The sequence below is a fragment of the Streptomyces sp. NPDC058371 genome (genome assembly GCF_042723265.1).
In the GTDB taxonomy this organism is placed as follows: domain Bacteria; phylum Actinomycetota; class Actinomycetes; order Streptomycetales; family Streptomycetaceae; genus Streptomyces.
Genome location: NZ_JBHXJC010000003.1, coordinates 631,830 through 651,934, shown reverse-complemented (window position 1 = coordinate 651,934; position 20,105 = coordinate 631,830). Strand labels below are relative to the sequence as shown.

Sequence of the window (20,105 nt, the reverse complement as noted above, 5' to 3'; positions counted from 1 at the left end):
TCCCGACACCCTTGGCCCGGCACCCTGGCGCACCCGCCCGGTACCCCCGCCCAGCACTCCCGACCCCTCCACCTGGCACCCCCGGCCCCCGCCCAGCACGCCCGACCCCTCCGCCCGGCGCACCCTCGGCCCCTGCGCCCGGCGCAGCCTCGGCCCCTGCATCCGGCGCTCCGGCCCCCTGTTCCCCGGATCCGTCTCTCTCCCCCCGGGGGTCCCCTACTCCACGAAGAGACCGCGGGCAGCAGCCCGTGCGTCGAACTCCTCCAGCCGTGCCTGCGCGTCCGGCAGGTCGTCGCACATGGCCTCCAGCAGGACGCGGCCGAGCAGCATCGGGGCGCAGGCGGTGTCGAAGGCGAGGCCGGTGCCGACGGCGGCGGGCAGCAGCAGGTCCGACACCTTGGCGACCGGCGCGAAGGCGGAGTCCGCGACGGTGACGACGGTCAGCCCGGCCTCCTTCGCGTACGCGAGCGAGTCCACGACCTCGCGCGGGTGCCGGGGCAGCGCGAAGCACAGCAGGGCGGTGGCCCCGGCGTGCACGGCCGCGTCGATGCGGTCGTGCAGCATCGTGCCGCCCTCGTGCAGCAGCCGTACGTCCGGATGGACCTTGGCGGCGAAGTACGCGAACCCGTACGCCTGGGAGGCGGCGGCGCGCAGGCCGAGGACCGGGAGGGGCCGGGAGGCGGCGAGCAGCCGGCCCGCGCGGGTCACCGGCCGGGGATCGGCCAGCACCTCCGCGAGATGCTTCAGGTTCTCGATCTCGGCCTCGACGGCCTGCTGGTACTCGTTGTACGAGGCGGTGTCCACCGCCGGTTCCGCGGGCGCGACCTCGCGCAGGTGCTTGCGCAGGGCCGGGTAGCCGTCGAAGCCGAGCGCGACCGCGAAGCGGGTGACGGACGGCTGGCTGACCCCCGCAAGTTCGGCGAGCTCGACGCTCGACAGGAACGGCACGTCGGCGGCGCGCCGCACCATGCTGTGCGCGATGCGCCGCTGCGTCGGCGTCAGCCGGCGCCCCTCGAAGAGCGCCTGCAGCCGCGCGGCAGGGCTGTCGGTCACGCTCATTGCGTGGTCCCCCTCCAGATGTCCGTGAACCGGTCGAGCAGTGCGGCCGCCGCCGTCACGTCGTCCGTGAGCGGCCGGTCGGCCTGGTCCGGGTCGAGTGCCGACTCGGCGAGTTCCAGCGCCCGGCCGACCGGCAGCTCCGGGTCGGGCCGCAGGTCGCGCTGGCGCAAGGCCCGTACGGCGGCGACGAGTTCGCAGCCGACGACGAGACGGTACGCACCGCACGCCCGCAGGGTCTGGCGTGCCGCGAGCGAGGCGAAGCTGGCCTGTTCCTCGACGCCCCGGGAGAGTACAGCGTGGCCGAGTGAGGCGGGCGCGGAGAAGGCGCGCAGGTCGCCGAGGGCGGCCCCGGCGGCGTACTCCAGGATCATCACGCCGGAGGACGCGGGCTCCTGGTCGGCGAGGAAGGGGCGCAGCCGGGTGTAGGCGGGCTCGTTCAGGGTCGAGAGGCGTGACGTCGAGAGGCGGGCGACCTGGGTGACGGCCAGTCTGAAGTGGTCGAGGGCGAGGGCGAGTTGGGCCTGGTAGAAGCCGCCGTGGTGATAGGCGGCCATGTCCTCGGCGCAGATGAGGGGGTTCTCGGCGGCGGCGTTGATCTCGACCGCGAGGACTTCGTCGAGCGCGTCCGCCGCGTCGTGCGCGGGCCCGTGGATCTGCGGGATGCACCGGAAGCCGTACGGGTCCTGGATCCGCCCCAGGGGCGGGGTGGGCCGGTCGGCGGCCCCGATCAACTCCCGCATGCGCCGCGCCACTTCGGTGGATCCGCGGTGCGGGCGGGCGGCGTGCACCGGAGCCGCGTACGCCTCGTGCGATCCGTCGACCGCGACCAGCGACAGCGCCGCGACGACCTGCGTGGCGACGATCAGCCCCCGCAATTCGTCCAGCGCGAGCGCGGCCTGCCCCAGGGTCAGGGCGTTGCTGCTGATGAGCGCGAGGGCGTCGTTGTTGTCGAGGGCCTGCGGCGCGGGAGGAACGCCCAGCGTCCGGCCCCCGGAGGCCACCCGCCGAACCCGGTCCCCACCGAGCCCGGCACCCGGGACCACGCCCTGCGCCCCGACCCCCGCCCCCACCCCCGCCCCCGAGGGCCAGTCGCCCCTCGACGGCACGGCGAGAGCCACCGGGCCGGACGTCACCCCGGGCGTCGCCCCGGACGTCACCCCGGGCGCCGAACCGATCGTCGAGCCGGCCGCCGAACCCTCCGGCGCCCGCCACGGATGCTCACCCGCCAGCGCCAGACCCACCTGGGCGAGCGCCGCGATGTCCCCCGTGCCCACGGATCCGAACTCGTTCACCACGGGATACGCGCCGCTCTCCAGCGCCTCGCACAGAGCCGTGACCACGCTGGGTCGCAGGCCCGCTCCGCCGGCGAGGACCTGGTTGGCCCGCACCGCGAGCATCGCCCGGACCTCGCGGGCCGGCAGCTCCTGCCCGATGGCGCCGGCGTGGCTGCGCAGCAGGCGCAGGCCGTGGCCGGCGGCGGCCTCGGTCGGGACGTCCTCGTTCCGGTTGGCGCCGACCCCGGTCGAGCGGCCGTAGACCCGGCCGGTCGCGGCGATCTGCCGGGCCGCGTCCCAGGACTCCTCGGCGCGCTTCATCGCCTCGGCGGCGGGTATCGGACGCGCGACCCCGTCGGCGAGGCGCACGACGTCCACGGCGTCGACACCGCGCCCGTCCAGGACCACGGGCCCGGACACGGCCGGTCCCGATACCGCATCCACCACGTCCACGATTCGAGACGACATCACGCGCAAACTCCCCTCAACCGGGACATCGGGTCTTACCAGTCGGCCATAAGTAACCAGCGATTAACGCCGGAGCATTGACAACCTATTCAGACACCGAGAACTCTGCATGACGATATGCAGGCCGGGCAAGGGACACCTCATGATCCAGTTCGACGCGGTCCACAAGCGCTTCCCGAACGGCACCACAGCAGTCCACGATCTCTCCCTGGAGATGCCGGAAGGCGGCGTGACCGTCCTCGTCGGATCCTCCGGTTGCGGTAAGACGACCACCCTGCGGATGATCAACCGGATGGTCGATCCGACGTCCGGGACCATCCGGGTGGGCGGCAAGGACGTCCTGCGCCAGGACGCGGCCGAGCTGCGCAGGTCGATCGGTTACGTCATCCAGCAGTCGGGGCTCTTCCCGCACCGCACGGTGCTCGACAACATCGCGACCGTGCCGCTCCTGCTGGGCTGGGGCCGGAAGAAGGCACGGGCCAGGGCGGCCGAGCTGCTGGAGACCGTCGGCCTGACCGCCGACGCCGGCAAGCGCTACCCGCACCAGCTCTCCGGCGGCCAGCAGCAGCGCGTCGGCGTGGCCCGCGCGCTCGCCGCCGACCCGCCGGTCCTGCTCATGGACGAGCCGTTCGGCGCGGTCGACCCGGTAGTGCGCACCCAGCTCCAGGACGAACTTCTGCGCCTGCAGAAGGAGTTGAGGAAGACCATCGTCTTCGTCACGCACGACATCGACGAGGCGGTCCGGCTCGGCGACCAGATCGCGATCTTCCGTACCGGCGGGCACCTGGTGCAGTGCGCCGCGCCGGCCGAGCTGCTGGCCCGGCCCGCGGACGACTTCGTCGCCGACTTCCTCGGCGCCGAGCGGGGCTTGAAGCTGCTCTCCCTGACGACCCTGAAGGACGTCCCTCGCACCCCCGTCCCCGAGGGCGGCCCCTGGGAGCTCGTCCTGGACGAGGCCCGCCGGCCCCGGCACTGGCGCACCGAGGACGCCGAACTCCCCGTACGGCCGCTCAAGGACACCGACTCCCTGCTCGCGGCGCTCAACGAGTCGATCGCCTCGCCGACCGGCCTGGTCGCCCGCGTCGACGCAGACGGAGCGCTGACCGGCGTCACCTCGCGCGACGCCGTCCACGAGTACGCGGGCCGGGCCCACAGCACGGCGGGCATGGGCACGACGGGCACCGGCACGGGCACGGGCACCGCAGCCACCCCGAGCGCGAGCGCCGCGATATGACCATCGACTGGTCGTGGATCGGCGACCACACCGACGACCTCACCACGCTCACCCTGTCCCACCTCTCCGCCGCCCTGTCCGCCGTCTTCTTCGGGCTGCTGATCTCCCTCCCGCTGGCCGTGCTGGCCCATCGGGTCCGCCCGCTGCGCGGCTTGCTGCTCGGGCTCTCGAACGTCCTGTTCACGATCCCGTCGATCGCGGTCTTCGTCCTCCTGCTGCCGGTCTCCGGCCTCACCCGCACCACCACGGTGACCGGCCTGACGATCTACACCCTGGTGGTCCTGCTCAGGAACACCGTCGAGGGCCTCGACTCGGTCCCCGCCAGGACGAAGGAAGCCGCGAAGGCCATGGGCACCCGCCCGCTGCGCACGCTGCTCACCGTCGAACTCCCCCTCGCCCTCCCGGTGATCATGGCGGGCGTCCGGATCGCGACCGTCATGTCGATCTCGCTCGTCTCGGTCGCCACCTACATCGGCGACGGCGGCCTCGGCCAGCTCTTCACCGACGGCTTCCAGCGCAACTTCCCGACGCCGGTGATCGTCGGCGTCGTACTGACGCTCCTGCTGGCACTGGTGGCGGACGCGCTGCTGGTCGCGCTGCAGTACGTACTCACCCCGTGGACGAGGCGGCGAGCCTGATGTACGAACTCCTCAAGAACCTCGGCAAGTGGCTGGTCAGCGGCGACCAGTGGGCCGGCAACGACGGCATCGCCCACCGCCTCGCCGAGCACCTCCAGTACTCCCTGCTGGCCACGCTCGTCGCGGCCGCGATCGCGCTGCCGGTCGGCCTGCTGATCGGGCACACCGGCAGGGGCGCGTTCCTCGCCATCAACCTCTCGTCGTTCGGACGGGCGCTGCCCACCGTCGGCCTCGTGGTACTGGTCTTCCTGGCCAGCGGTCTGTCGATGTGGCCGGTGTACATCGCGCTGGTCGCCCTCGCGGTCCCGGCGATCGTCACGAACACCTACGCCGGGATGACCGCCGTCGACCCGGACGTGAAGGACGCGGCGCGCGGCCAGGGCATGCGCTGGCACCAGGTCCTCCTCCAGGTCGAACTCCCCCTCGCCCTGCCGCTGATCATGACCGGTCTGCGGCTCGCGCTGATCCAGGTGGTCGCGACGGCCACCATCGCCGCGTACGTCTCCTTCGGCGGCCTCGGCCGCTACGTCTTCGACGGGCTCGCCCAGCGCGACCTCGTCCAGGTGCTCGGGGGCGCGGTGCTCGTCGCCGCGGTCGCCGTCGTCCTGGACCTGGCCCTGAGCGGCCTGCAGCGCTTCCTCTTCCTCCCCCACTCTCGACTTCGCTCGACCGGGGGGACCCCCATCGCACCGCGCAGGGAGAACCCGTGAATCGTCGTACTCTCCTCGGCGGCCTGTTCGCCGCGGCCTCCGTCCCCGCCCTCGCCGCGTGCAGCGGCGGCATCACCTCCCTGGACGGCCAGGGGGGCGGCGGCAGCGGCGGCGGCTCCAGCAAGGACGGTGTCACCATCGGCACCGCCAACTTCACCGAGAACCAGGTGCTCGGCTATCTCTACGCCGCCGTCCTGGAAGCAGCCGGCGTGAAGACCAAGGTCCGTCCGAACCTCGGCACCCGCGAGATCCTGATCCCTGCACTCAGGGGCGGCGACATCGACCTGCTGCCCGAGTACCAGGGCGCCCTGCTGCACTACCTCGACCCGAAGGCGAAGGCCACGGAGGAGGGCGAGATGCAGAACGCCCTCGCGATCGCCCTGCCCAAGGGACTCCAGATCCTGCCGTACGGGATGGCCGAGGACTCGGACGCGTTCGTGGTCACCCCGGAAACGGCGCAGAAGTACAGCCTGACGTCCCTCGCCGATCTGCGCAAGCAGAACGGCAAGCTCGTCATCGGCGCCGCCGCCGAGGTGAAGAAACGCCAGGTCGGCGCGGTCGGCCTGAAGGACGTCTACGGCGTGGAGTTCAAGGAGTTCAAGTCGCTCGACTCGTCGGGGCCGCTGGTCAAGGGCGCCCTGAAGAAGGGCGATGTGGACGTGGCGAACCTGTTCACCACCGACACCGACATCCAGGCCAACCACTGGGTCGTCCTCACCGACCCGAAGAACCTGGTCCCGGGTCAGCACGTGGTCCCGCTCATCGCGGACCGCAAGGCCGACTCCACGGTCCGCAAGGCGCTCGCCGCCCTCGGCAACGTCCTCACGACGGCCCAGCTCACCGAGCTCAACCGCCAGGTCGACAAGGACAAGAAGGACCCGGAGGACGTGGGGAACACGTACGCGAAGCAGCACGGGCTGGCCAAGTGATGGCGGGCTCCCTCATCGAGCAGCGCTCCATCGACGTGGTGCCCGACGAGGAGCGCCACGGCACGGCGTTCAGCCAGTTCACCCTCTGGCTCGGCGCCAACCTGCAGATCACCGCAGTCGTCACCGGTGCGCTCGCGGTCGTCTTCGGCGGTGACGTGGTCTGGTCGGTCGTCGGGCTGCTGGCCGGCAATCTGCTCGGCGGCGCCGTCATGGCCCTGCACTCGGCGCAGGGCCCGAAGCTGGGGCTGCCGCAGATGATCCAGTCGCGGGCGCAGTTCGGCGTCCGCGGTGCGGTCGTCCCACTCCTGCTGGTGATCCTGATGTACGTCGGGTTCTTCGCGAGCGGCAGCGTGCTGGCCGGGCAGGCGGTCGGCGAGCTGACGCACACCGGCGACACCACCGGCATCGTGCTCTTCGCGGTCGTCACCGCGGTGACGGCGGCCGTCGGCTACCGGGTCATCCACACGCTGGGCCGGGTGGCGAGCGTGGTCTGCGCGCTGGCCTTCGTCTACCTGGGCATTCGGCTGCTGGACCGCGTGGACCTCTCCGCCCTGCTGGGCGACGCCCGCTTCGACCTGCCCATGTTCCTGCTGGCGATGTCCCTGTCGGCCTCCTGGCAGCTGGCGTTCGGGCCGTACGTCGCCGACTACTCGCGCTATCTGCCGCGGACGACGTCGGGGCGGGCGACCTTCTGGTGGACGCTGTCCGGTTCGGCGCTCGGCTCGCAGTGGTCGATGACCTTCGGTGTGCTGGTCGCGGCCACGGCCGGCGAGAAGTTCCTGGCGAGCCAGGTCGGCTATGTCGTCGCCCTCGGCGGCACCGGCCTCGTCGCGTCCTTCTTCTACTTCGTGATCGCCCTCGGCAAGCTGACCATCAACGTGCTGAACACGTACGGCGGTTTCATGTCGATGGTGACGAGCGTCAGCGGGTTCCGCGGCCGGCGGGTGCTGTCGCAGCGCGGACGGGCCGCGTACATCGGCGTGATCATGGTGGCCGGCACGGTCGTCGCCCTGCTCGGCAAGGACAGCTTCCTGTCCTCCTTCAAGGACTTCCTGCTCTTCCTGCTGACCTTCTTCACCCCGTGGTCGGCGATCAACCTGGTCGACTACTACCTGATCGCCAAGGAGCGGTACGACATCCCGGCCCTCTCGGACCCCCACGGCCGTTACGGAGCGTGGCGCTGGGACGCGCTCGGGGTCTACGCCGCCGGGCTGGTCGCTCAACTCCCGTTCCTCGCGACGAGCTTCTTCACGGGCCCGTTCGTGGCGTCGCTGGGCGGTGCGGATGTGTCGTGGATCGTCGGTCTCGTCGTACCGGCGCTGCTGTATTGGCTGCTCGCACGGCGCAACACGGCGCACATCCCGGAGCGGACGGCCCCCGCGCCGCTTCCCGATCAAGAGCCGGTATCGCGGGAGCGATGATCTGACGACGAATCAACCAAGTGTCGTTAAACGGACACTCAGGGTGACATGCGCGTGCGTACGGTGAGTGAGCGCTACAAGCACATCTCCTGAGGGAGCGTCATGCCCTCGAACCGCAGGGCTTTTCTGGCGGCGACCACCGCCGCGATCACCACGACCCCGGCGGCCGCGGCCTCCCCCGCGTCGCCACCGGACCCACGTCCGGCTCCACCACCGGACCAGCTCCCGAGTCCCGGTCCGCGCCCGTCTCCAGCTCCGGGTCCGCACCCCCGTCCGGCCGACGCCCCGGCCGCGCTCGCCGAACTGCTCGCGGGCAACCGGCGGTACGCCGCCGGACGTTCCCGTCATCCGGACGAGGGGCGCGCCCGGCGGCAGGTCCTCGCCGCCGGACAGCACCCCTTCGCGGTGGTCGTCGCGTGCATCGACTCCCGGGTGCCGCCCGAGCTGGTCTTCGACCAGGGGCTCGGCGACCTGCTCTGCATAAGGACAGCGGGCCAGGTGCTCGACGAGGCGGTGCTCGGGTCCATCCAGTACGGGGTGGCTGAGCTGCGCATCCCGCTGGTGCTCGTGCTCGGGCACGAGCGGTGCGGGGCCGTCGCGGCGACGCTCGACCATCTGCGGACCGGAGCGCCGGTGCCGGGGCATCTCGCCCTGCTGGTGGACGAGATCATCCCGGCCGCGCGGCGGACCCGGGGTCTGCCCGGGGACTGGGCGGACCACACCGTACGGGCCCACACGCGGTGGGTGCGCGACGCCATCCGGGCGGACCCGGCATTCGCCCCCGCCACGGTGGCCGCCGCCCGCTTCGACCTCGACACCGGAACCGTCGGCCTGCTGCCCTGAGCGCCACGTCCCGACGGCAACCGGCCCAACCGGCTCAACCGGCCCAACTGGCCATGGCTCCTCCCCCGCCGCCCCGCGGCACGACTGCCCACAGCGGCAGACCGCGGTCCGCGGACGGGTCCCCCTCCCGCACGCACGCGAAGAAGTCACGTATCCCCCATGAAGCAATCTCCCGCCCTCTCCCGGGCTTTGGCCGTCCTGCCCTCGGTTTCCGATCTGCGGTCCATGGGCCGTGCGCCGCGCCGGGACCTCCTCTGCGGGCTCACCGTCGCCGTGGTCGCCCTCCCGCTCGCGCTCGGATTCGGGGTGACGTCCGGACTCGGGGCCGCCTCGGGGCTGGTCACCGCGATCGTCGCGGGGGCGCTCGCCGCGCTGTTCGGCGGTTCGGCGCGGCAGGTGAGCGGGCCGACCGGGGCGATGACCGTCGTCCTGGTGCCGATCGTCCACCGGTACGGCGCCGACGGAGTGCTGACCGTCGGGCTGATCGCGGGCGTGCTGCTGCTGGCCCTCGCGTTCGCGCGGGCCGGCGCGGCGATGGCGTACGTGCCCGCGCCCGTGATCGCCGGATTCACCCTCGGCATCGCCTGTGTGATCGCGCTGCAGCAGGTGCCGTCGGCCCTGGGCGTGCCCGTGCCGCACGGCGAACAGGTCGCGGCGGTGGCGATGCGGGCGGCGGAGGAGTTCGGCCGGTCACCGCGGTGGCCGGCGCTCGCGCTGTCCCTCGGGGCGGCTGCGGTGATGTTCGCGGGCGCCCGCTGGAAGCCGGGTGTGCCCTTCTCGCTGGTCGCGGTGGCGGCCGCGACCCTGACGGCGGAGGGCCTCGGGCTGCACGTGACCCGGATCGGCTCCCTGCCCGCCTCCTTGCCCGCGCCCTCACTCGCCTTCTTCGATCCGGCCCGGGTGCCGTCCCTGCTCGCGCCGGCCGCCGCCGTCGCGGCCCTGGCCGCCCTGGAGTCCCTCCTCTCCGCCTCCGTCGCGGACGGCATGCGCCCCGGTGAACGCCACGATCCCGGCAAGGAGCTGTTCGGCCAGGGCATCGCCAACCTCGCGGCCCCGCTCTTCGGCGGCGTACCGGCGACCGGAGCCATCGCCCGTACGGCGGTGAACGTCCGTACCGGCGCGGTCTCCCGGCTGGCCGCGCTGGCGCACGCGGTGATCCTCGCCGGGATCGTGGCCGCCGCGGCCCCGCTCGTGGCCCGTATCCCGCTGGCCGCGCTGGCCGGCGTCCTGCTCGCCACCGCCGTACGGATGGTGGAGACGGACGCCGTACGGGCCATGGCGCGGGCGACCCGCGGGGACGCCCTGGTCCTGGCGCTCACCGCGTGCGCGACGCTCGCCCTGGACCTGGTGCGGGCGGTGCTGCTCGGGCTCGCCGTGTCCGTCCTGCTGGCCCTGCGCGCGGCGGTACGGGGCAGCCGGCTCACCCCGGCCGCGGCCGACGAGGCACCGGGATGCGCGGACGTCACCTACCGCTTCGACGGCCCGCTCCTGTTCGCCGCGGCCCACCGCTTCCGGTCCGGCCTGGCGGAGCTGCACGGGGTCACGGCGGTGGATCTGCGGATGTCGGGGCTCACGGCGGTCGACGCGACGGGCGCGCTGGCGCTCAAGGACGCCGTGGGCGATCTGCGCGGCCGGGGCATCGAGGTCAGGATCACCGGGGTCGAGCGCGGTCACCGCCACGTGCTGGAGTCGCTCGGGGTCCTGCCGGCGGGGGTGCAGCCCAGCTCCAACAGGGGGGCTATCCCCAGTGTCACGGGGGTCCCGGCTCCCTAATCTGGGTCCCATGACCGGTATGGAAGCCCCTGACGCCGAACTGAAGAAGGAACTCGACGCCACCCTGCACGCGCGCAGGGAACTGGGCGAGGACTACGAGCCCGCACTCGTCGAGTCGTTCCTGGAGAAGGTCGAGCAGCGCCTCGACGGAGCGGTCGACCGCCGGGTGCGCCGACAGCTCGCGGAGCAGCAGATGGTGGTGGCCCGCGGCTCCCGCTCACCCCGGTCGACCGACTCCTGGGGCGAGCGCTTCGGCTTCGGGATCGTCTCGCTCGTCCTGGCGGTCCCACTGTCCGCGATCGGCGGCGGCGTCGCGGGCCTGCCCGGCCTGCTGGTCGCCTGGGTGGGCATCGTGGGCGTCAACGCGGTCCAGGCCCTGCGCCACACCGACTTCCCGCTGCGCAGGCCCCGCGACAAGTCCGACTCGGACTGGGAGGCGTAGCGCCTGTCCGGCGGATCGTGCGGCAGGTCACGGGGACGGAACCGCAAGATGCACCGGACGGACCCCGGCCCTCCGCGGCTCACGCCTGCGCGGTCGGCAGGACGATGACCTGCCGCAGGTTGACGTGGGGCGGCCGGCTCGTCACATAGGCGACGACGTCCGCGATCTCCTCCGACGACAGCGAGCCGATCGCCCCGAACATCCCGTCCAGCTCCTCCGAGAGCCGGGCGTTGTCGATGTGGCTGCCCAGCTCCGTCTCCGTGAGCCCCGGCTCGATGTTGGTGACCCGCACACCGCGCGGCCCCAGTTCCGTGCGCAGGGACTGCGAGAGATAGGTCAGTGCGGCCTTGGTGGCGCCGTACACCGCGTAGTTGGGGAAGGCGACGTGCGCACCGATCGAGGAGATGTTCACCAGGTCCGCGGTGCGCCCCTCGGCGGCCGCGGCGAGCAGGTCGCCGTTGAACGCGCGGATGACGCGCAGCACTCCGGTCACGTTCGTGTCGAGCATCCGCTGCCATTCGTCGATCCGGCCGCCCTCGATGGGGTTGGGCAGCATCACGCCCGCGGAGTTCACCACCAGGTCGACGCTCCCGTACACCTCGTGGACCCGCGCGACCGCGGCCTGGACCGATGCGTCGTCCGTGACGTCGGCGACCACGGCCAGCGCCCGGCCGCCGTCGGCCTCGATCTTCGCGGCGAGTTCGGCCAGCCGCTCCCCGCGCCGGGCGAGCAGAGCAACACGCGCCCCCTGCGCGGCGAGCAGCCGCGCGGTCGCGGCGCCCATCCCGCTCGCGGCTCCGGTGACGACGGCGGTGCGGCCGGCCAGTGTCTGGTACGACATGTGGGTACTCCCCGAGTTCGCGTCGCCCGGTCTCTCCCGGCGACGAGATCCACTCTGGCCGTGCGCGCCTCGGCTACCCAGGGCTGAGCTTTTCCTGGGTCTGCCAGTACCAGCCTCCGTTCCGGCCGCGCCCCCTACCATCGAACTCATGGACGGGGATCTCGGAGACTTTCTGCGCTCGCGCCGCGCTCGCATCCAGCCCGAGGAGGTGGGGCTGCCCTCGCACGGACGGCGCCGCGTCCCGGGCCTGCGCCGCGAGGAGGTCGCCCAACTCGCGGGCGTGAGCGTCGACTACTACATCCGGCTCGAACAGGGCCGCGGCCCGGGAGGCGCCGCCCGGACGAAGTCCGGGGGAGTCTCGGACGCGGTGCTGGACGCGATCGCGCGGGTACTGCGCCTGGACGAGACGGAGCGGACCTATCTGCACACGGTGGTGCGCCCGGCCAGGAACCCGGTCCGCCCGGCCGCGCTCCGCGTCCGCCCCGGCGTGCAACTGCTGCTCGACACCGTGGAGAAGGCCCCCGCCTTCGTCCTCGGCCCCCGGCTCGACGTACTGGCCTGGAACACGCTGGGCGACGCGGTCACCGGCTACAGCAGGATGACGTCCGAGGAGCGCAACATCCCGCGCCATGTCTTCCTCGACCCCGCGTCCCGCGACCTCTACCCGGAGTGGCCGGCGGTGGCCGCCGAGTCCGTCGCGTATCTGCGCCTGTACGCGGCCCGCCGGCCCGAGGACAAGAAGCTGTGCGCGCTCGTCGGCGAACTCTCGCTGCGCAGCGAGGACTTCCGCCGGCTGTGGGCGGACCACCTGGTCAAGGAGAAGACGTACGGCGTGAAGCGCATCCAGCACCCCGAGGTGGGTCTGCTGACCTTCCCCTACGAGACGCTGACGCTGCCCTCGGAACCCGACCAGGTGCTCGTGGTCTACACCCCGGAGCCGGGCTCGGAGACGGCGGAACGCCTGGCGCTGCTGGGCAGTTGGGCGACGAGCCGCACGGGGTGACGGGGGGCCGCGGAAGGCGGCAGCCAGGAGCCGGAGGAAGGCCGCACACAGCAGGACGGCTGCCGCAAAGAGTTGCCGCGGGGACCGCCGCACCCCCGTTGCCGGGGGGCGGGACGACGGCGGTCCCCGCGAGGGACGCGGGCCGGGTCAGGGCCGGGCTTGCGCGTCCTTGGCGTCGTTGGAGGTCCGGGAGCCGCTCCGGAGGTCCTTGACGCCGTTTTGGTGTCGGCCGGGGCGGGGAGCCGCTCCCGCCCTTGCCGACAACCACCAATGTGCCGGACCCGTGTTAAGCGGGTGCTGCGCGGACGTGACGCGCTCGTACCACTTCCGCGAAGTTCCCCGCCGAAAGGGCCGGAAGATCCCTTTCGGCGCGGAACGGGGGAGATCCATGTCGGTCTCCCGCCGGTGCCGCTACTGCTTCGCGCCGCCCTTGGCGAGGAAGGCCAGCAGGTCCTGGCGGCTGATGACCCCGGTCGGCTTGCCCTCGACCAGCACGATCGCCGCGTCGGCGGCACCGAGCACGGACATCAGGTCCCCGACCGGCTCGCCGGAGCCGACCTGCGGCAGCGGCGCCGACATGTGCTTCTCCAGCGGGTCGTCGAGCGAGGCCTTCTTGGTGAACAGGTGGTCCAGCAGCTCCCGCTCCACGACGGACCCCACGACCTCGGCCGCCATGACGTCCGGGTGACCGGCGCCGGGCTTCACGATCGGCATCTGCGAGACGCCGTACTCGCGCAGCACCTCGATGGCCTCGCCGACCGTCTCGTCCGGGTGCATGTGGACGAGCGAGGGGATGTGGCCGTGCTCCTTGTCGCTGAGCACGTCGGCGACGCGGGCGCTGGGGCCGGTGTCCTCGAGGAAGCCGTAGTCGGCCATCCACTCGTCGTTGAAGATCTTGCTGAGGTAGCCGCGGCCGCTGTCCGGCAGCAGGACGACGACGACGTCGTCGGGGCCGAGCCGCTCGGCCACCCGCAGCGCGGCCACGACGGCCATCCCGCAGGAGCCGCCGACCAGCAGTCCCTCCTCCTTGGCCAGCCGCCGCGTCATCTGGAAGGAGTCCTTGTCGGACACGGGGACGATCTCGTCGGCGACGGTCCGGTCGTAGGCCGTCGGCCAGAAGTCCTCGCCGACGCCCTCGACGAGATACGGCCGCCCGGACCCGCCGGAGTACACGGACCCCTCGGGGTCGGCGCCGATGACCTGGACCCGCCCGTCACTGGCTTCCTTCAGATACCGCCCGGTCCCGGAGATGGTGCCGCCGGTGCCCACACCCGCCACGAAATGGGTGATCTTCCCCTCCGTCTGCTCCCACAGCTCGGGGCCGGTGGAGTGATAGTGCGAAAGGGGGTTGTGGGGGTTGGAGTACTGGTCCGGCTTCCAGGCGCCCGGCGTCTCGCGCACCAGCCGGTCGGAGACGTTGTAGTACGAGTCCGGGTGCTCGGGGTCGACGGCCGTCGGGCAGACGACCACCTCGGCGCCGTACGCGCGCAGCACGTTGATCTTGTCGGTGCTCACCTTGTCGGGGCACACGAAGATGCACTTGTAGCCCTTCTGCTGCGCCACGATGGCGAGGCCGACACCGGTGTTTCCGCTGGTCGGCTCGACAATGGTACCGCCGGGCTTGAGGGCGCCGCTCTCCTCCGCGGCCTCGATCATGCGCAGCGCGATGCGGTCCTTCACGGATCCGCCGGGGTTGAAGTACTCAACCTTCGCCAGGACGGTCGCCTGAATGCCCGCGGTCACGTTGTTGAGCCTCACCAGCGGGGTGTTGCCGACGAGACTGATCATCGAGTCGTGGAATTGCACCGTTGTCTCCGGAGCTGTGTATCAAGGAATGGTTCAGCCAGCCTAAGGCCCCACGTGGGAGGGGGGTCCCGCGGTTGCTTCCGGAAGGTGCCGCACCCGCCGTTGAGATTGGCCGACCCGCTCTACGGGGCAAGCAGTGGTTGTACGGCTACGAGGAGGTGGCGGCTTCGCATGTCGAGCTTGTCGAGGGCGAGGGTGGCCCGGCGCATCGCGGCGGGAGCGGCGTACGGCGGCGGCGGGATCGGGCTGGTGGGCGCGGCCACGATCGGTGTCGTGCTGGCCGAGGTGCAGCTGGCGAAGCGCCATGTGGGAAACGGTCACAGTCATCCGCCGCGCGCGGACGGTCTCTACGGGCACGCGTACGCGGGTCTCGACGAAACTCCGCTGCGGCTGGCCATGCTCGGGGACTCCACGGCCGCGGGGCAGGGGGTGCACCGGGCCCGCCAGACTCCGGGGGCGCTGCTGGCCTCCGGGCTGGCCGCGGTGGCGGAACGCCCGGTGGAGCTGACCAATGTGGCGCTGCCCGGGGCCCAGTCGGACGACCTGGACCGCCAGGTAGCGCTCGCCCTCGCGGACACCGGCCGAGTACCCGATATCTGCGTGATCATGGTCGGCGCGAACGATGTCACCCACCGGATGCCACCGACCCGCTCCGTCCGCCATCTGTCATCGGCGGTACGGCGGCTGCGGACCGCCGGTGCGGAGGTGGTCGTCGGCACCTGTCCCGACCTCGGCACGGTCGAGCAGGTCCAGCAGCCGCTGCGCTGGCTGGCCCGTCGCGCCTCCCGGCAGCTGGCCGCCGCCCAGACCATCGGCACGGTCGAGCAGGGCGGCCGTACGGTGTCGCTGGGCGACCTCCTCGGCCCCGAGTTCGAGGCGAACCCCCGGGAGCTGTTCGGGCCCGACAACTACCACCCGTCCGCGGAGGGGTACGCCACGGCCGCGATGGCCGTCCTTCCCACGGTCTGTGCCGCGCTCGGCCTCTGGCCGGCGGAGGAGGAGCGGCCGGACGTCTCCCGTCGCGAGGGCTTCCTGCCGGTGGCCCGGGCCGCCGCGGAGGCCGCGTCCGAGCCCGGCACCGAGGTCACGGCCGCGATGCCCACGGGCCCGCGCGGCCCCTGGGCTCTCCTCAAACGCCGCCGCCGCCGACGCCTCCCCGCCACCGACCCGGCGTCCACACCGGCCCCGTCCTCCTGAGGGCTCCGCATCCAGACCCCCGCACCGGCGCAGGAATCAGCCCCTCCGGCGTTTGAGGAGCGGGGTCTGGGGCGGAGCCCCAGGTCTGGACGGGCACCGGCGACAAGGCCGGACCCCGCTCAAGGCGCCCACGCCAGCGAAAGGCGCCCACGCCAGAAAAAAGCAAGCGCTTGGAAAGTGCGTCCCGAGTCACACGTCAATACCGGTGACCGAGCGCGTACGGCCGGGTAACTTCCAAACAGCCGTGCCCAACCCCCGTCCCACTGGAGCCGTGATGCCCGAAGCCGTGATCGTCTCAGCCGCCCGCTCCCCGATCGGCCGCGCCTTCAAGGGCTCCCTGAAGGACGTGCGCCCCGACGACCTGACCGCCACGATCATCCAGGCCGCCCTCGCCAAGGTCCCGGAGCTGGACCCGAAGGACATCGACGACCTGATGCTGGGCTGCGGTCTGCCCGGCGGCGAGCAGGGCTTCAACCTCGGCCGCATCGTCGCCGTACAGATGGGCATGGACCACCTCCCGGGCTGCACCATCACCCGCTACTGCTCCTCGTCGCTGCAGACGTCCCGCATGGCCCTGCACGCCATCAAGGCGGGCGAGGGCGACGTCTTCATCTCGGCCGGCGTCGAGGTGGTGTCCCGCAGCGTCAAGGGCAACAGCGACAGCCTCCCCGACACCCGCAACCCCCTCTTCGCGGAGGCGGAGGCCCGCACCGAGGCCGTCGCGCAGAGCGAGGGCGCGTCCTGGCACGACCCGCGCGAGGACGGCCTGCCCCCGGACGCGTACATCGCGATGGGCCAGACCGCGGAGAACCTCGCCCGCATCAAGGGCGTCACCCGCCAGGACATGGACGAGTTCGGCGTCCGCTCGCAGAACCTCGCCGAGGAAGCCATCAAGAACGGCTTCTGGGAGCGGGAGATCACCCCGGTCACGACCCCCGACGGCACGGTCGTCAGTAAGGACGACGGCCCCCGCGCCGGCGTCACCCTCGAAGGCGTGCAGGGCCTCAAGCCGGTCTTCCGCCCCGACGGCCTGGTCACGGCGGGCAACTGCTGTCCGCTGAACGACGGCGCCGCCGCCCTCGTCGTCATGAGCGACACCAAGGCCCGCGAGCTCGGCCTCACCCCGCTCGCCCGCATCGTCTCGACCGGCGTCACCGGCCTCTCCCCCGAGATCATGGGCCTCGGCCCGGTGGAGGCGTCCAAGCAGGCCCTGGGGCGCGCCGGCCTGACCGTCGACGACATCGACCTCTTCGAGATCAACGAGGCCTTCGCCGCCCAGGTGATCCCCTCCTACCGCGACCTGAACATCCCGCTGGAGAAGCTGAACGTGAACGGCGGCGGCATCGCCGTCGGCCACCCCTTCGGCATGACCGGCGCCCGCATCACCGGCACGCTCATCAACAGCCTCCAGTTCCACGACAAGCAGTTCGGCCTGGAGACGATGTGCGTCGGCGGCGGCCAGGGCATGGCCATGGTCATCGAGCGCCTCAGCTAGGAGAGCTCTAGTCCCGGATGGGTGACCGCAGTTGAACCCTCCGTGACCGAACCGGCCCGGAATCCCGGAAACTTCGGGGCTCTGGGCCGTTTTGTGATCCAATCTCCCCCAGGATGTGACCTATCTCCCTTCGGAGAGCGATTTACGCAGGTCAGAGCCGTTCCGCGAGTAAACCCCGGGCCCAAAGTCCTGCCCTATTCGTGACGTTACGCACTGACAGCTGGTTAGTCCGCCCTTCAAGCTGATGTAGGAAGTCGGGGGTCGACTTTGAACCGGGAGTACGTCAGTGAGCGCCATGCCGATTGCTTTGCTGCTCACCACAGCCGCCACCGCGGCTGTGGGCGTCGCCGTTCTGCGCACCCTGCGGGGTCTGCGCCGGCAGGTCGCAGCCCTGCACACCGAGCTCGCCGAGAGCCGCGCCTCCGCCGCACGCGGACTCGTGCCCGCCGCCCGCTCCACCTCCGACGCCGAGGAGATACGGTCCGCGGTGGCCGAGGCGCTCGCCGAGGAGCGCGAGCGGGAGCTGGCCGAGGCGCGGGCCTTCTGGGCCGCCCAGGAGGCGCGTGACGCCTCTGACGCGCCTTCCCTGCTCGGCCTGCCCGACAGCGAGCTGTTCCTGCCGCGTCAGTCCGACTTCCTGGGTCTGGAGCACCTGGAGCCGGTGACCGAGCCGGGCCTGGACGTCGACGACTTCACCGGGGAGTCCCCGGAGCTGGCCGCGGCCCGCCGCCGCCACCCCTCGCACCCGGACTTCGTACCGGTCCAGTCACCCGTCGTGAACGACCATGAGCGCACGGTGGCCTGCCTCGAGGAACTCGCCGAGTCCCAGACCGAACTGGCCGACGTCCGCCCGGGCCCGCTCGGCACACTCGACGTCTACGTCTTCGCGGACGGTACGACGCTGTGCATGACCCCGGGGCACCGGGAGACCGCGGAGCAGCTGGCCGCGGCCCTGCAGGCGGGTCACACCCCCGTGCTGCTGGGCGGCTCCGGTGTCTCGGGCGCCTACGCCCTGACCTTCGCGTGCGGCGAGGAGAACGTCTACATCCTCGCGGACCGCGTCATAGCGTCCCTGTAGGTCGCTGCACCCGTACGGCGCTGCAGCACGCCCGCGCTCACTCCGTACCGCCCGGCGACGCATCCGCGCCGGAGTCGATCAGACTCCGGCGCGTTTCTGTGCCTCCGCCACGAGGGCCATGGCCTCCGCCAGTTCGCCCTCGTCTTTCAGTGCGAGCGCCAAATCGTGCCCGGCGACCGTGATTTGGTCGGCGGCCGCGAACATGCCCGCGTCGGGCATCTCCCGGGGGTCGCCGTAGGGGTCCTCCAGACGCTGGGCACGCAGTGCCAACTCCCTGGCCAGACCCAGTGCCTCGGTGGCCCCTCCTCGTTGCAGCCGACTCTGCGGCGCGGCCCGCAGCCGGTCGGCGAAGTGGTCCACGGCTCGGGTCAGGGGCGTCGTATCCAGCACGCCGCGAGACTACGCGCCGCAGCAGGACTGTTGCCAACACCCCAACCCTCAGGCACCGTGGCGTGAAGGACCGGCTTACATCCCATTGCGTCCGGAGGCGCCGATGTCCCAAGTCTTCTCTGAGGAGACCCATCGCAATCTGCTCGCCCGCATCCCCCACTGCACCGGTCGTGAGATCTCCGACTGGCTTCGCACCGTCGACGACGGCCCCGCTCTCTTCCGCTTCGAGGAGAAGGTCAGCTGGCTTCGCGCCGAGCACAATCTCGCGTACGGCCACGCCAAAGCGATCATTCACGAGTACGACCTGAGGAGGGCCGCGCGCAAACTGCTCTGAGCGCGCACCACCGAGACGACATCGGACCAGACGACGAAGGGCCCGCGAACCAGTGGTTCGCGGGCCCTTCGGACTACCGGTGCAACCAGCCGGCGTGCGCGGGCTAGTCGCTGCTGCTGAAGATGGCGGCCAGCCGCAGCATCTCGACGTAGATCCACACGAGGGTCATGGTCAGGCCGAACGCGGCCAGCCAGGCCTCCTCGCGGGGTGCGCCGTACGCGATGCCGTCCTCGATCTGCTTGAAGTCGAGGGTCAGGAAGAACGCGCCGAGGATGATCGCGATGATGCCGACGATCGCACCGAGCGGGCCCATGCTGCGCAGTCCGCCGTCCTCGGCGACACCGAAGACGACCAGCAGCAGGTTGACCGCCATGGCCAGGATGAAGGCGATGGCGATGGCCATGCCGATGCGCGCGTACCGCGCGGTCACCCGGATCCAGCCCGCCTTGTAGACGAGCAGGGTCGCGCCGGAGACCGCCATGGTGCCCAGGACCGCCTGGAAGGGCGCGCCGGACCACCTGCTGTTGTACATCTCGCTGATGACCCCGAGGAAGACACCCTCGAAGGCCGCGTAGCCGATGATCAGCGCGGGCGAGGCCTTGCGCTTGAAGGACTGCACGATCGCCAGCACGAAGGCCACGAGGGCGGAGCCGATGGCCAGCCCGTAGCTCGTCGACGACACCGGCAGCAGCGCCCAGGCGAGGATCGCGCCGACGGCGACGGTACCCAGCGTCATGGACGTGCGCATGACGACGTCGTCCATCGTCATACGGCCGGCGGTGACCGGTGCCTGCGGCGGGGCGCCGGGGCCGTACTGGTCCTGCTGCGCGTAAGGGTTCTGCGCGTAGGGATTGCCGCCGCCCTGCTGGGCGTACGGGTTGCCCTGCGTGCCGACTGCTGCTCCCCCGGCCTGCGGCGCGGTGTTGAAGCCCGCGTAGCCGTTGTCGCGGCTGAACCCCCGTCGCGAGAAGACCGGGTTGCTGCTCCTCATTTCACTCCTCCATGGCCACCCTGCGTGGCCTTGGCTCAAGAGTAATAGGTAGGCAAAGGAATGACCCTACTGCTTGGGGAGGATCTTTCCCTTGTGGTGCCAAGGTACGCGGCCGTCCCCTGTCCGGCGAGCACTGGTACTGAGCCGTGACAAGGGCGCTCCGTGCCACCCCGGCACCC

19 protein-coding genes are annotated in these 20,105 nt (G+C 71.7%); 13 read left to right on the top strand and 6 right to left on the bottom strand.

The window, feature by feature from the left end:
- Positions 1-216 precede the first annotated feature (216 nt).
- The gene (locus ACFWM2_RS14405; protein ID WP_383278105.1) at positions 217-1,059 is read right to left on the bottom strand and encodes a MurR/RpiR family transcriptional regulator; all 843 of its coding nucleotides are present in this window, start codon (positions 1,057-1,059) and stop codon (positions 217-219) included.
- On the bottom strand, positions 1,056-2,801 hold the full coding sequence (locus ACFWM2_RS14400; protein WP_383278103.1) for an aromatic amino acid ammonia-lyase: 1,746 nt from the start codon (positions 2,799-2,801) through the stop codon (positions 1,056-1,058). The genes ACFWM2_RS14405 and ACFWM2_RS14400 overlap by 4 nt, the downstream gene beginning before the upstream one ends.
- A 142-nt stretch (positions 2,802-2,943) precedes the next feature.
- On the opposite strand from ACFWM2_RS14400, the gene ACFWM2_RS14395 reads away from it, so the two are divergent.
- The 8 genes from ACFWM2_RS14395 (at position 2,944) to ACFWM2_RS14360 (ending at position 10,791) form a co-directional block, all read left to right on the top strand.
- Positions 2,944-4,035, top strand: a complete 1,092-nt coding sequence (locus ACFWM2_RS14395; RefSeq protein WP_383278100.1) for an ABC transporter ATP-binding protein — start codon at positions 2,944-2,946, stop codon at positions 4,033-4,035.
- Complete coding sequence (locus tag ACFWM2_RS14390) at positions 4,032-4,673, top strand: ABC transporter permease (RefSeq protein WP_383278098.1); 642 nt, start codon at positions 4,032-4,034, stop codon at positions 4,671-4,673. The genes ACFWM2_RS14395 and ACFWM2_RS14390 overlap by 4 nt, the downstream gene beginning before the upstream one ends.
- A complete protein-coding gene (locus ACFWM2_RS14385; RefSeq protein WP_383278334.1) occupies positions 4,673-5,383 on the top strand; it encodes an ABC transporter permease in 711 nt (236 codons plus the stop codon). The genes ACFWM2_RS14390 and ACFWM2_RS14385 overlap by 1 nt, the downstream gene beginning before the upstream one ends.
- Positions 5,380-6,312, top strand: coding sequence for an ABC transporter substrate-binding protein (locus ACFWM2_RS14380; protein ID WP_383278095.1), 933 nt, complete (start codon positions 5,380-5,382; stop codon positions 6,310-6,312). Before ACFWM2_RS14385 ends, ACFWM2_RS14380 begins: the two co-directional genes overlap by 4 nt.
- Positions 6,312-7,733 carry a purine-cytosine permease family protein gene (locus tag ACFWM2_RS14375; protein WP_383278092.1) on the top strand — a complete coding sequence of 474 codons (1,422 nt, stop codon included), beginning with the start codon at positions 6,312-6,314 and terminating at the stop codon, positions 7,731-7,733. The genes ACFWM2_RS14380 and ACFWM2_RS14375 overlap by 1 nt, the downstream gene beginning before the upstream one ends.
- 102 nt (positions 7,734-7,835) lie before the next feature.
- Positions 7,836-8,576 carry a carbonic anhydrase gene (locus tag ACFWM2_RS14370; RefSeq protein ID WP_383278089.1) on the top strand — a complete coding sequence of 247 codons (741 nt, stop codon included), beginning with the start codon at positions 7,836-7,838 and terminating at the stop codon, positions 8,574-8,576.
- A gap of 159 nt (positions 8,577-8,735) precedes the next feature.
- Complete coding sequence (locus ACFWM2_RS14365) at positions 8,736-10,349, top strand: SulP family inorganic anion transporter (RefSeq protein WP_383278086.1); 1,614 nt, start codon at positions 8,736-8,738, stop codon at positions 10,347-10,349.
- Positions 10,350-10,359: 10 nt separating this feature from the next.
- Positions 10,360-10,791 (top strand): hypothetical protein, encoded by a 432-nt coding sequence (locus ACFWM2_RS14360; protein WP_383278083.1) that lies wholly within the window; start codon positions 10,360-10,362, stop codon positions 10,789-10,791.
- Positions 10,792-10,870: 79 nt separating this feature from the next.
- Here the strand turns inward: ACFWM2_RS14360 and ACFWM2_RS14355 are convergent, their stop codons facing one another.
- Positions 10,871-11,632: an SDR family oxidoreductase gene (locus ACFWM2_RS14355; protein WP_383278080.1), complete on the bottom strand. Its 762-nt coding sequence runs from the start codon at positions 11,630-11,632 to the stop codon at positions 10,871-10,873.
- Between the two features lie 148 nt (positions 11,633-11,780).
- Between ACFWM2_RS14355 and ACFWM2_RS14350 the strand changes: the two genes are divergently transcribed.
- On the top strand, positions 11,781-12,635 hold the full coding sequence (locus ACFWM2_RS14350; protein ID WP_383278078.1) for a helix-turn-helix transcriptional regulator: 855 nt from the start codon (positions 11,781-11,783) through the stop codon (positions 12,633-12,635).
- Between the two features lie 411 nt (positions 12,636-13,046).
- Here ACFWM2_RS14350 and ACFWM2_RS14345 read toward each other — a convergent pair whose 3' ends face one another.
- Complete coding sequence (locus tag ACFWM2_RS14345; protein ID WP_383278075.1) at positions 13,047-14,441, bottom strand: cystathionine beta-synthase; 1,395 nt, start codon at positions 14,439-14,441, stop codon at positions 13,047-13,049.
- A 171-nt stretch (positions 14,442-14,612) separates the two neighbouring features.
- Here ACFWM2_RS14345 and ACFWM2_RS14340 point away from each other — a divergent pair, with 171 nt between their 5' ends.
- The 3 genes from ACFWM2_RS14340 (at position 14,613) to ACFWM2_RS14330 (ending at position 18,211) form a co-directional block, all read left to right on the top strand.
- On the top strand, positions 14,613-15,638 hold the full coding sequence (locus ACFWM2_RS14340) for an SGNH/GDSL hydrolase family protein (protein WP_383278072.1): 1,026 nt from the start codon (positions 14,613-14,615) through the stop codon (positions 15,636-15,638).
- A 274-nt stretch (positions 15,639-15,912) separates the two neighbouring features.
- Entirely contained in the window at positions 15,913-17,133 is a 1,221-nt protein-coding gene (locus ACFWM2_RS14335) for an acetyl-CoA C-acetyltransferase (protein WP_383278069.1), read from the top strand.
- Between the two features lie 295 nt (positions 17,134-17,428).
- Positions 17,429-18,211 (top strand): hypothetical protein, encoded by a 783-nt coding sequence (locus ACFWM2_RS14330; protein ID WP_383278066.1) that lies wholly within the window; start codon positions 17,429-17,431, stop codon positions 18,209-18,211.
- A gap of 78 nt (positions 18,212-18,289) precedes the next feature.
- Here ACFWM2_RS14330 and ACFWM2_RS14325 read toward each other — a convergent pair whose 3' ends face one another.
- Complete coding sequence (locus tag ACFWM2_RS14325; RefSeq protein WP_383278063.1) at positions 18,290-18,601, bottom strand: hypothetical protein; 312 nt, start codon at positions 18,599-18,601, stop codon at positions 18,290-18,292.
- Positions 18,602-18,704: 103 nt separating this feature from the next.
- Here ACFWM2_RS14325 and ACFWM2_RS14320 point away from each other — a divergent pair, with 103 nt between their 5' ends.
- Entirely contained in the window at positions 18,705-18,935 is a 231-nt protein-coding gene (locus ACFWM2_RS14320) for a DUF4287 domain-containing protein (protein WP_055612668.1), read from the top strand.
- 103 nt (positions 18,936-19,038) lie between these two features.
- On the opposite strand, the gene ACFWM2_RS14315 is transcribed toward ACFWM2_RS14320, so the two are convergent.
- Positions 19,039-19,926 (bottom strand): Bax inhibitor-1/YccA family protein, encoded by an 888-nt coding sequence (locus ACFWM2_RS14315; protein WP_383278060.1) that lies wholly within the window; start codon positions 19,924-19,926, stop codon positions 19,039-19,041.
- Positions 19,927-20,105: the final 179 nt, after the last annotated feature.

What these genes read in the sequence shown, in the direction of transcription:
- ACFWM2_RS14405 (WP_383278105.1), bottom strand. Translation starts at nt 1,059, where the DNA reads ATGAGCGTGACCGACAGCCCTGCCGCGCGGCTGCAGGCGCTCTTCGAG.
- ACFWM2_RS14400 (WP_383278103.1), bottom strand. Translation starts at nt 2,801, where the DNA reads ATGTCGTCTCGAATCGTGGACGTGGTGGATGCGGTATCGGGACCGGCC.
- ACFWM2_RS14395 (WP_383278100.1), top strand. Translation starts at nt 2,944, where the DNA reads ATGATCCAGTTCGACGCGGTCCACAAGCGCTTCCCGAACGGCACCACA.
- ACFWM2_RS14390 (WP_383278098.1), top strand. Translation starts at nt 4,032, where the DNA reads ATGACCATCGACTGGTCGTGGATCGGCGACCACACCGACGACCTCACC.
- ACFWM2_RS14385 (WP_383278334.1), top strand. Translation starts at nt 4,673, where the DNA reads ATGTACGAACTCCTCAAGAACCTCGGCAAGTGGCTGGTCAGCGGCGAC.
- ACFWM2_RS14375 (WP_383278092.1), top strand. Translation starts at nt 6,312, where the DNA reads ATGGCGGGCTCCCTCATCGAGCAGCGCTCCATCGACGTGGTGCCCGAC.
- ACFWM2_RS14370 (WP_383278089.1), top strand. Translation starts at nt 7,836, where the DNA reads ATGCCCTCGAACCGCAGGGCTTTTCTGGCGGCGACCACCGCCGCGATC.
- ACFWM2_RS14365 (WP_383278086.1), top strand. Translation starts at nt 8,736, where the DNA reads ATGAAGCAATCTCCCGCCCTCTCCCGGGCTTTGGCCGTCCTGCCCTCG.
- ACFWM2_RS14360 (WP_383278083.1), top strand. Translation starts at nt 10,360, where the DNA reads ATGACCGGTATGGAAGCCCCTGACGCCGAACTGAAGAAGGAACTCGAC.
- ACFWM2_RS14355 (WP_383278080.1), bottom strand. Translation starts at nt 11,632, where the DNA reads ATGTCGTACCAGACACTGGCCGGCCGCACCGCCGTCGTCACCGGAGCC.
- ACFWM2_RS14350 (WP_383278078.1), top strand. Translation starts at nt 11,781, where the DNA reads ATGGACGGGGATCTCGGAGACTTTCTGCGCTCGCGCCGCGCTCGCATC.
- ACFWM2_RS14340 (WP_383278072.1), top strand. Translation starts at nt 14,613, where the DNA reads ATGTCGAGCTTGTCGAGGGCGAGGGTGGCCCGGCGCATCGCGGCGGGA.
- ACFWM2_RS14335 (WP_383278069.1), top strand. Translation starts at nt 15,913, where the DNA reads ATGCCCGAAGCCGTGATCGTCTCAGCCGCCCGCTCCCCGATCGGCCGC.
- ACFWM2_RS14330 (WP_383278066.1), top strand. Translation starts at nt 17,429, where the DNA reads ATGCCGATTGCTTTGCTGCTCACCACAGCCGCCACCGCGGCTGTGGGC.
- ACFWM2_RS14320 (WP_055612668.1), top strand. Translation starts at nt 18,705, where the DNA reads ATGTCCCAAGTCTTCTCTGAGGAGACCCATCGCAATCTGCTCGCCCGC.
- ACFWM2_RS14315 (WP_383278060.1), bottom strand. Translation starts at nt 19,926, where the DNA reads ATGAGGAGCAGCAACCCGGTCTTCTCGCGACGGGGGTTCAGCCGCGAC.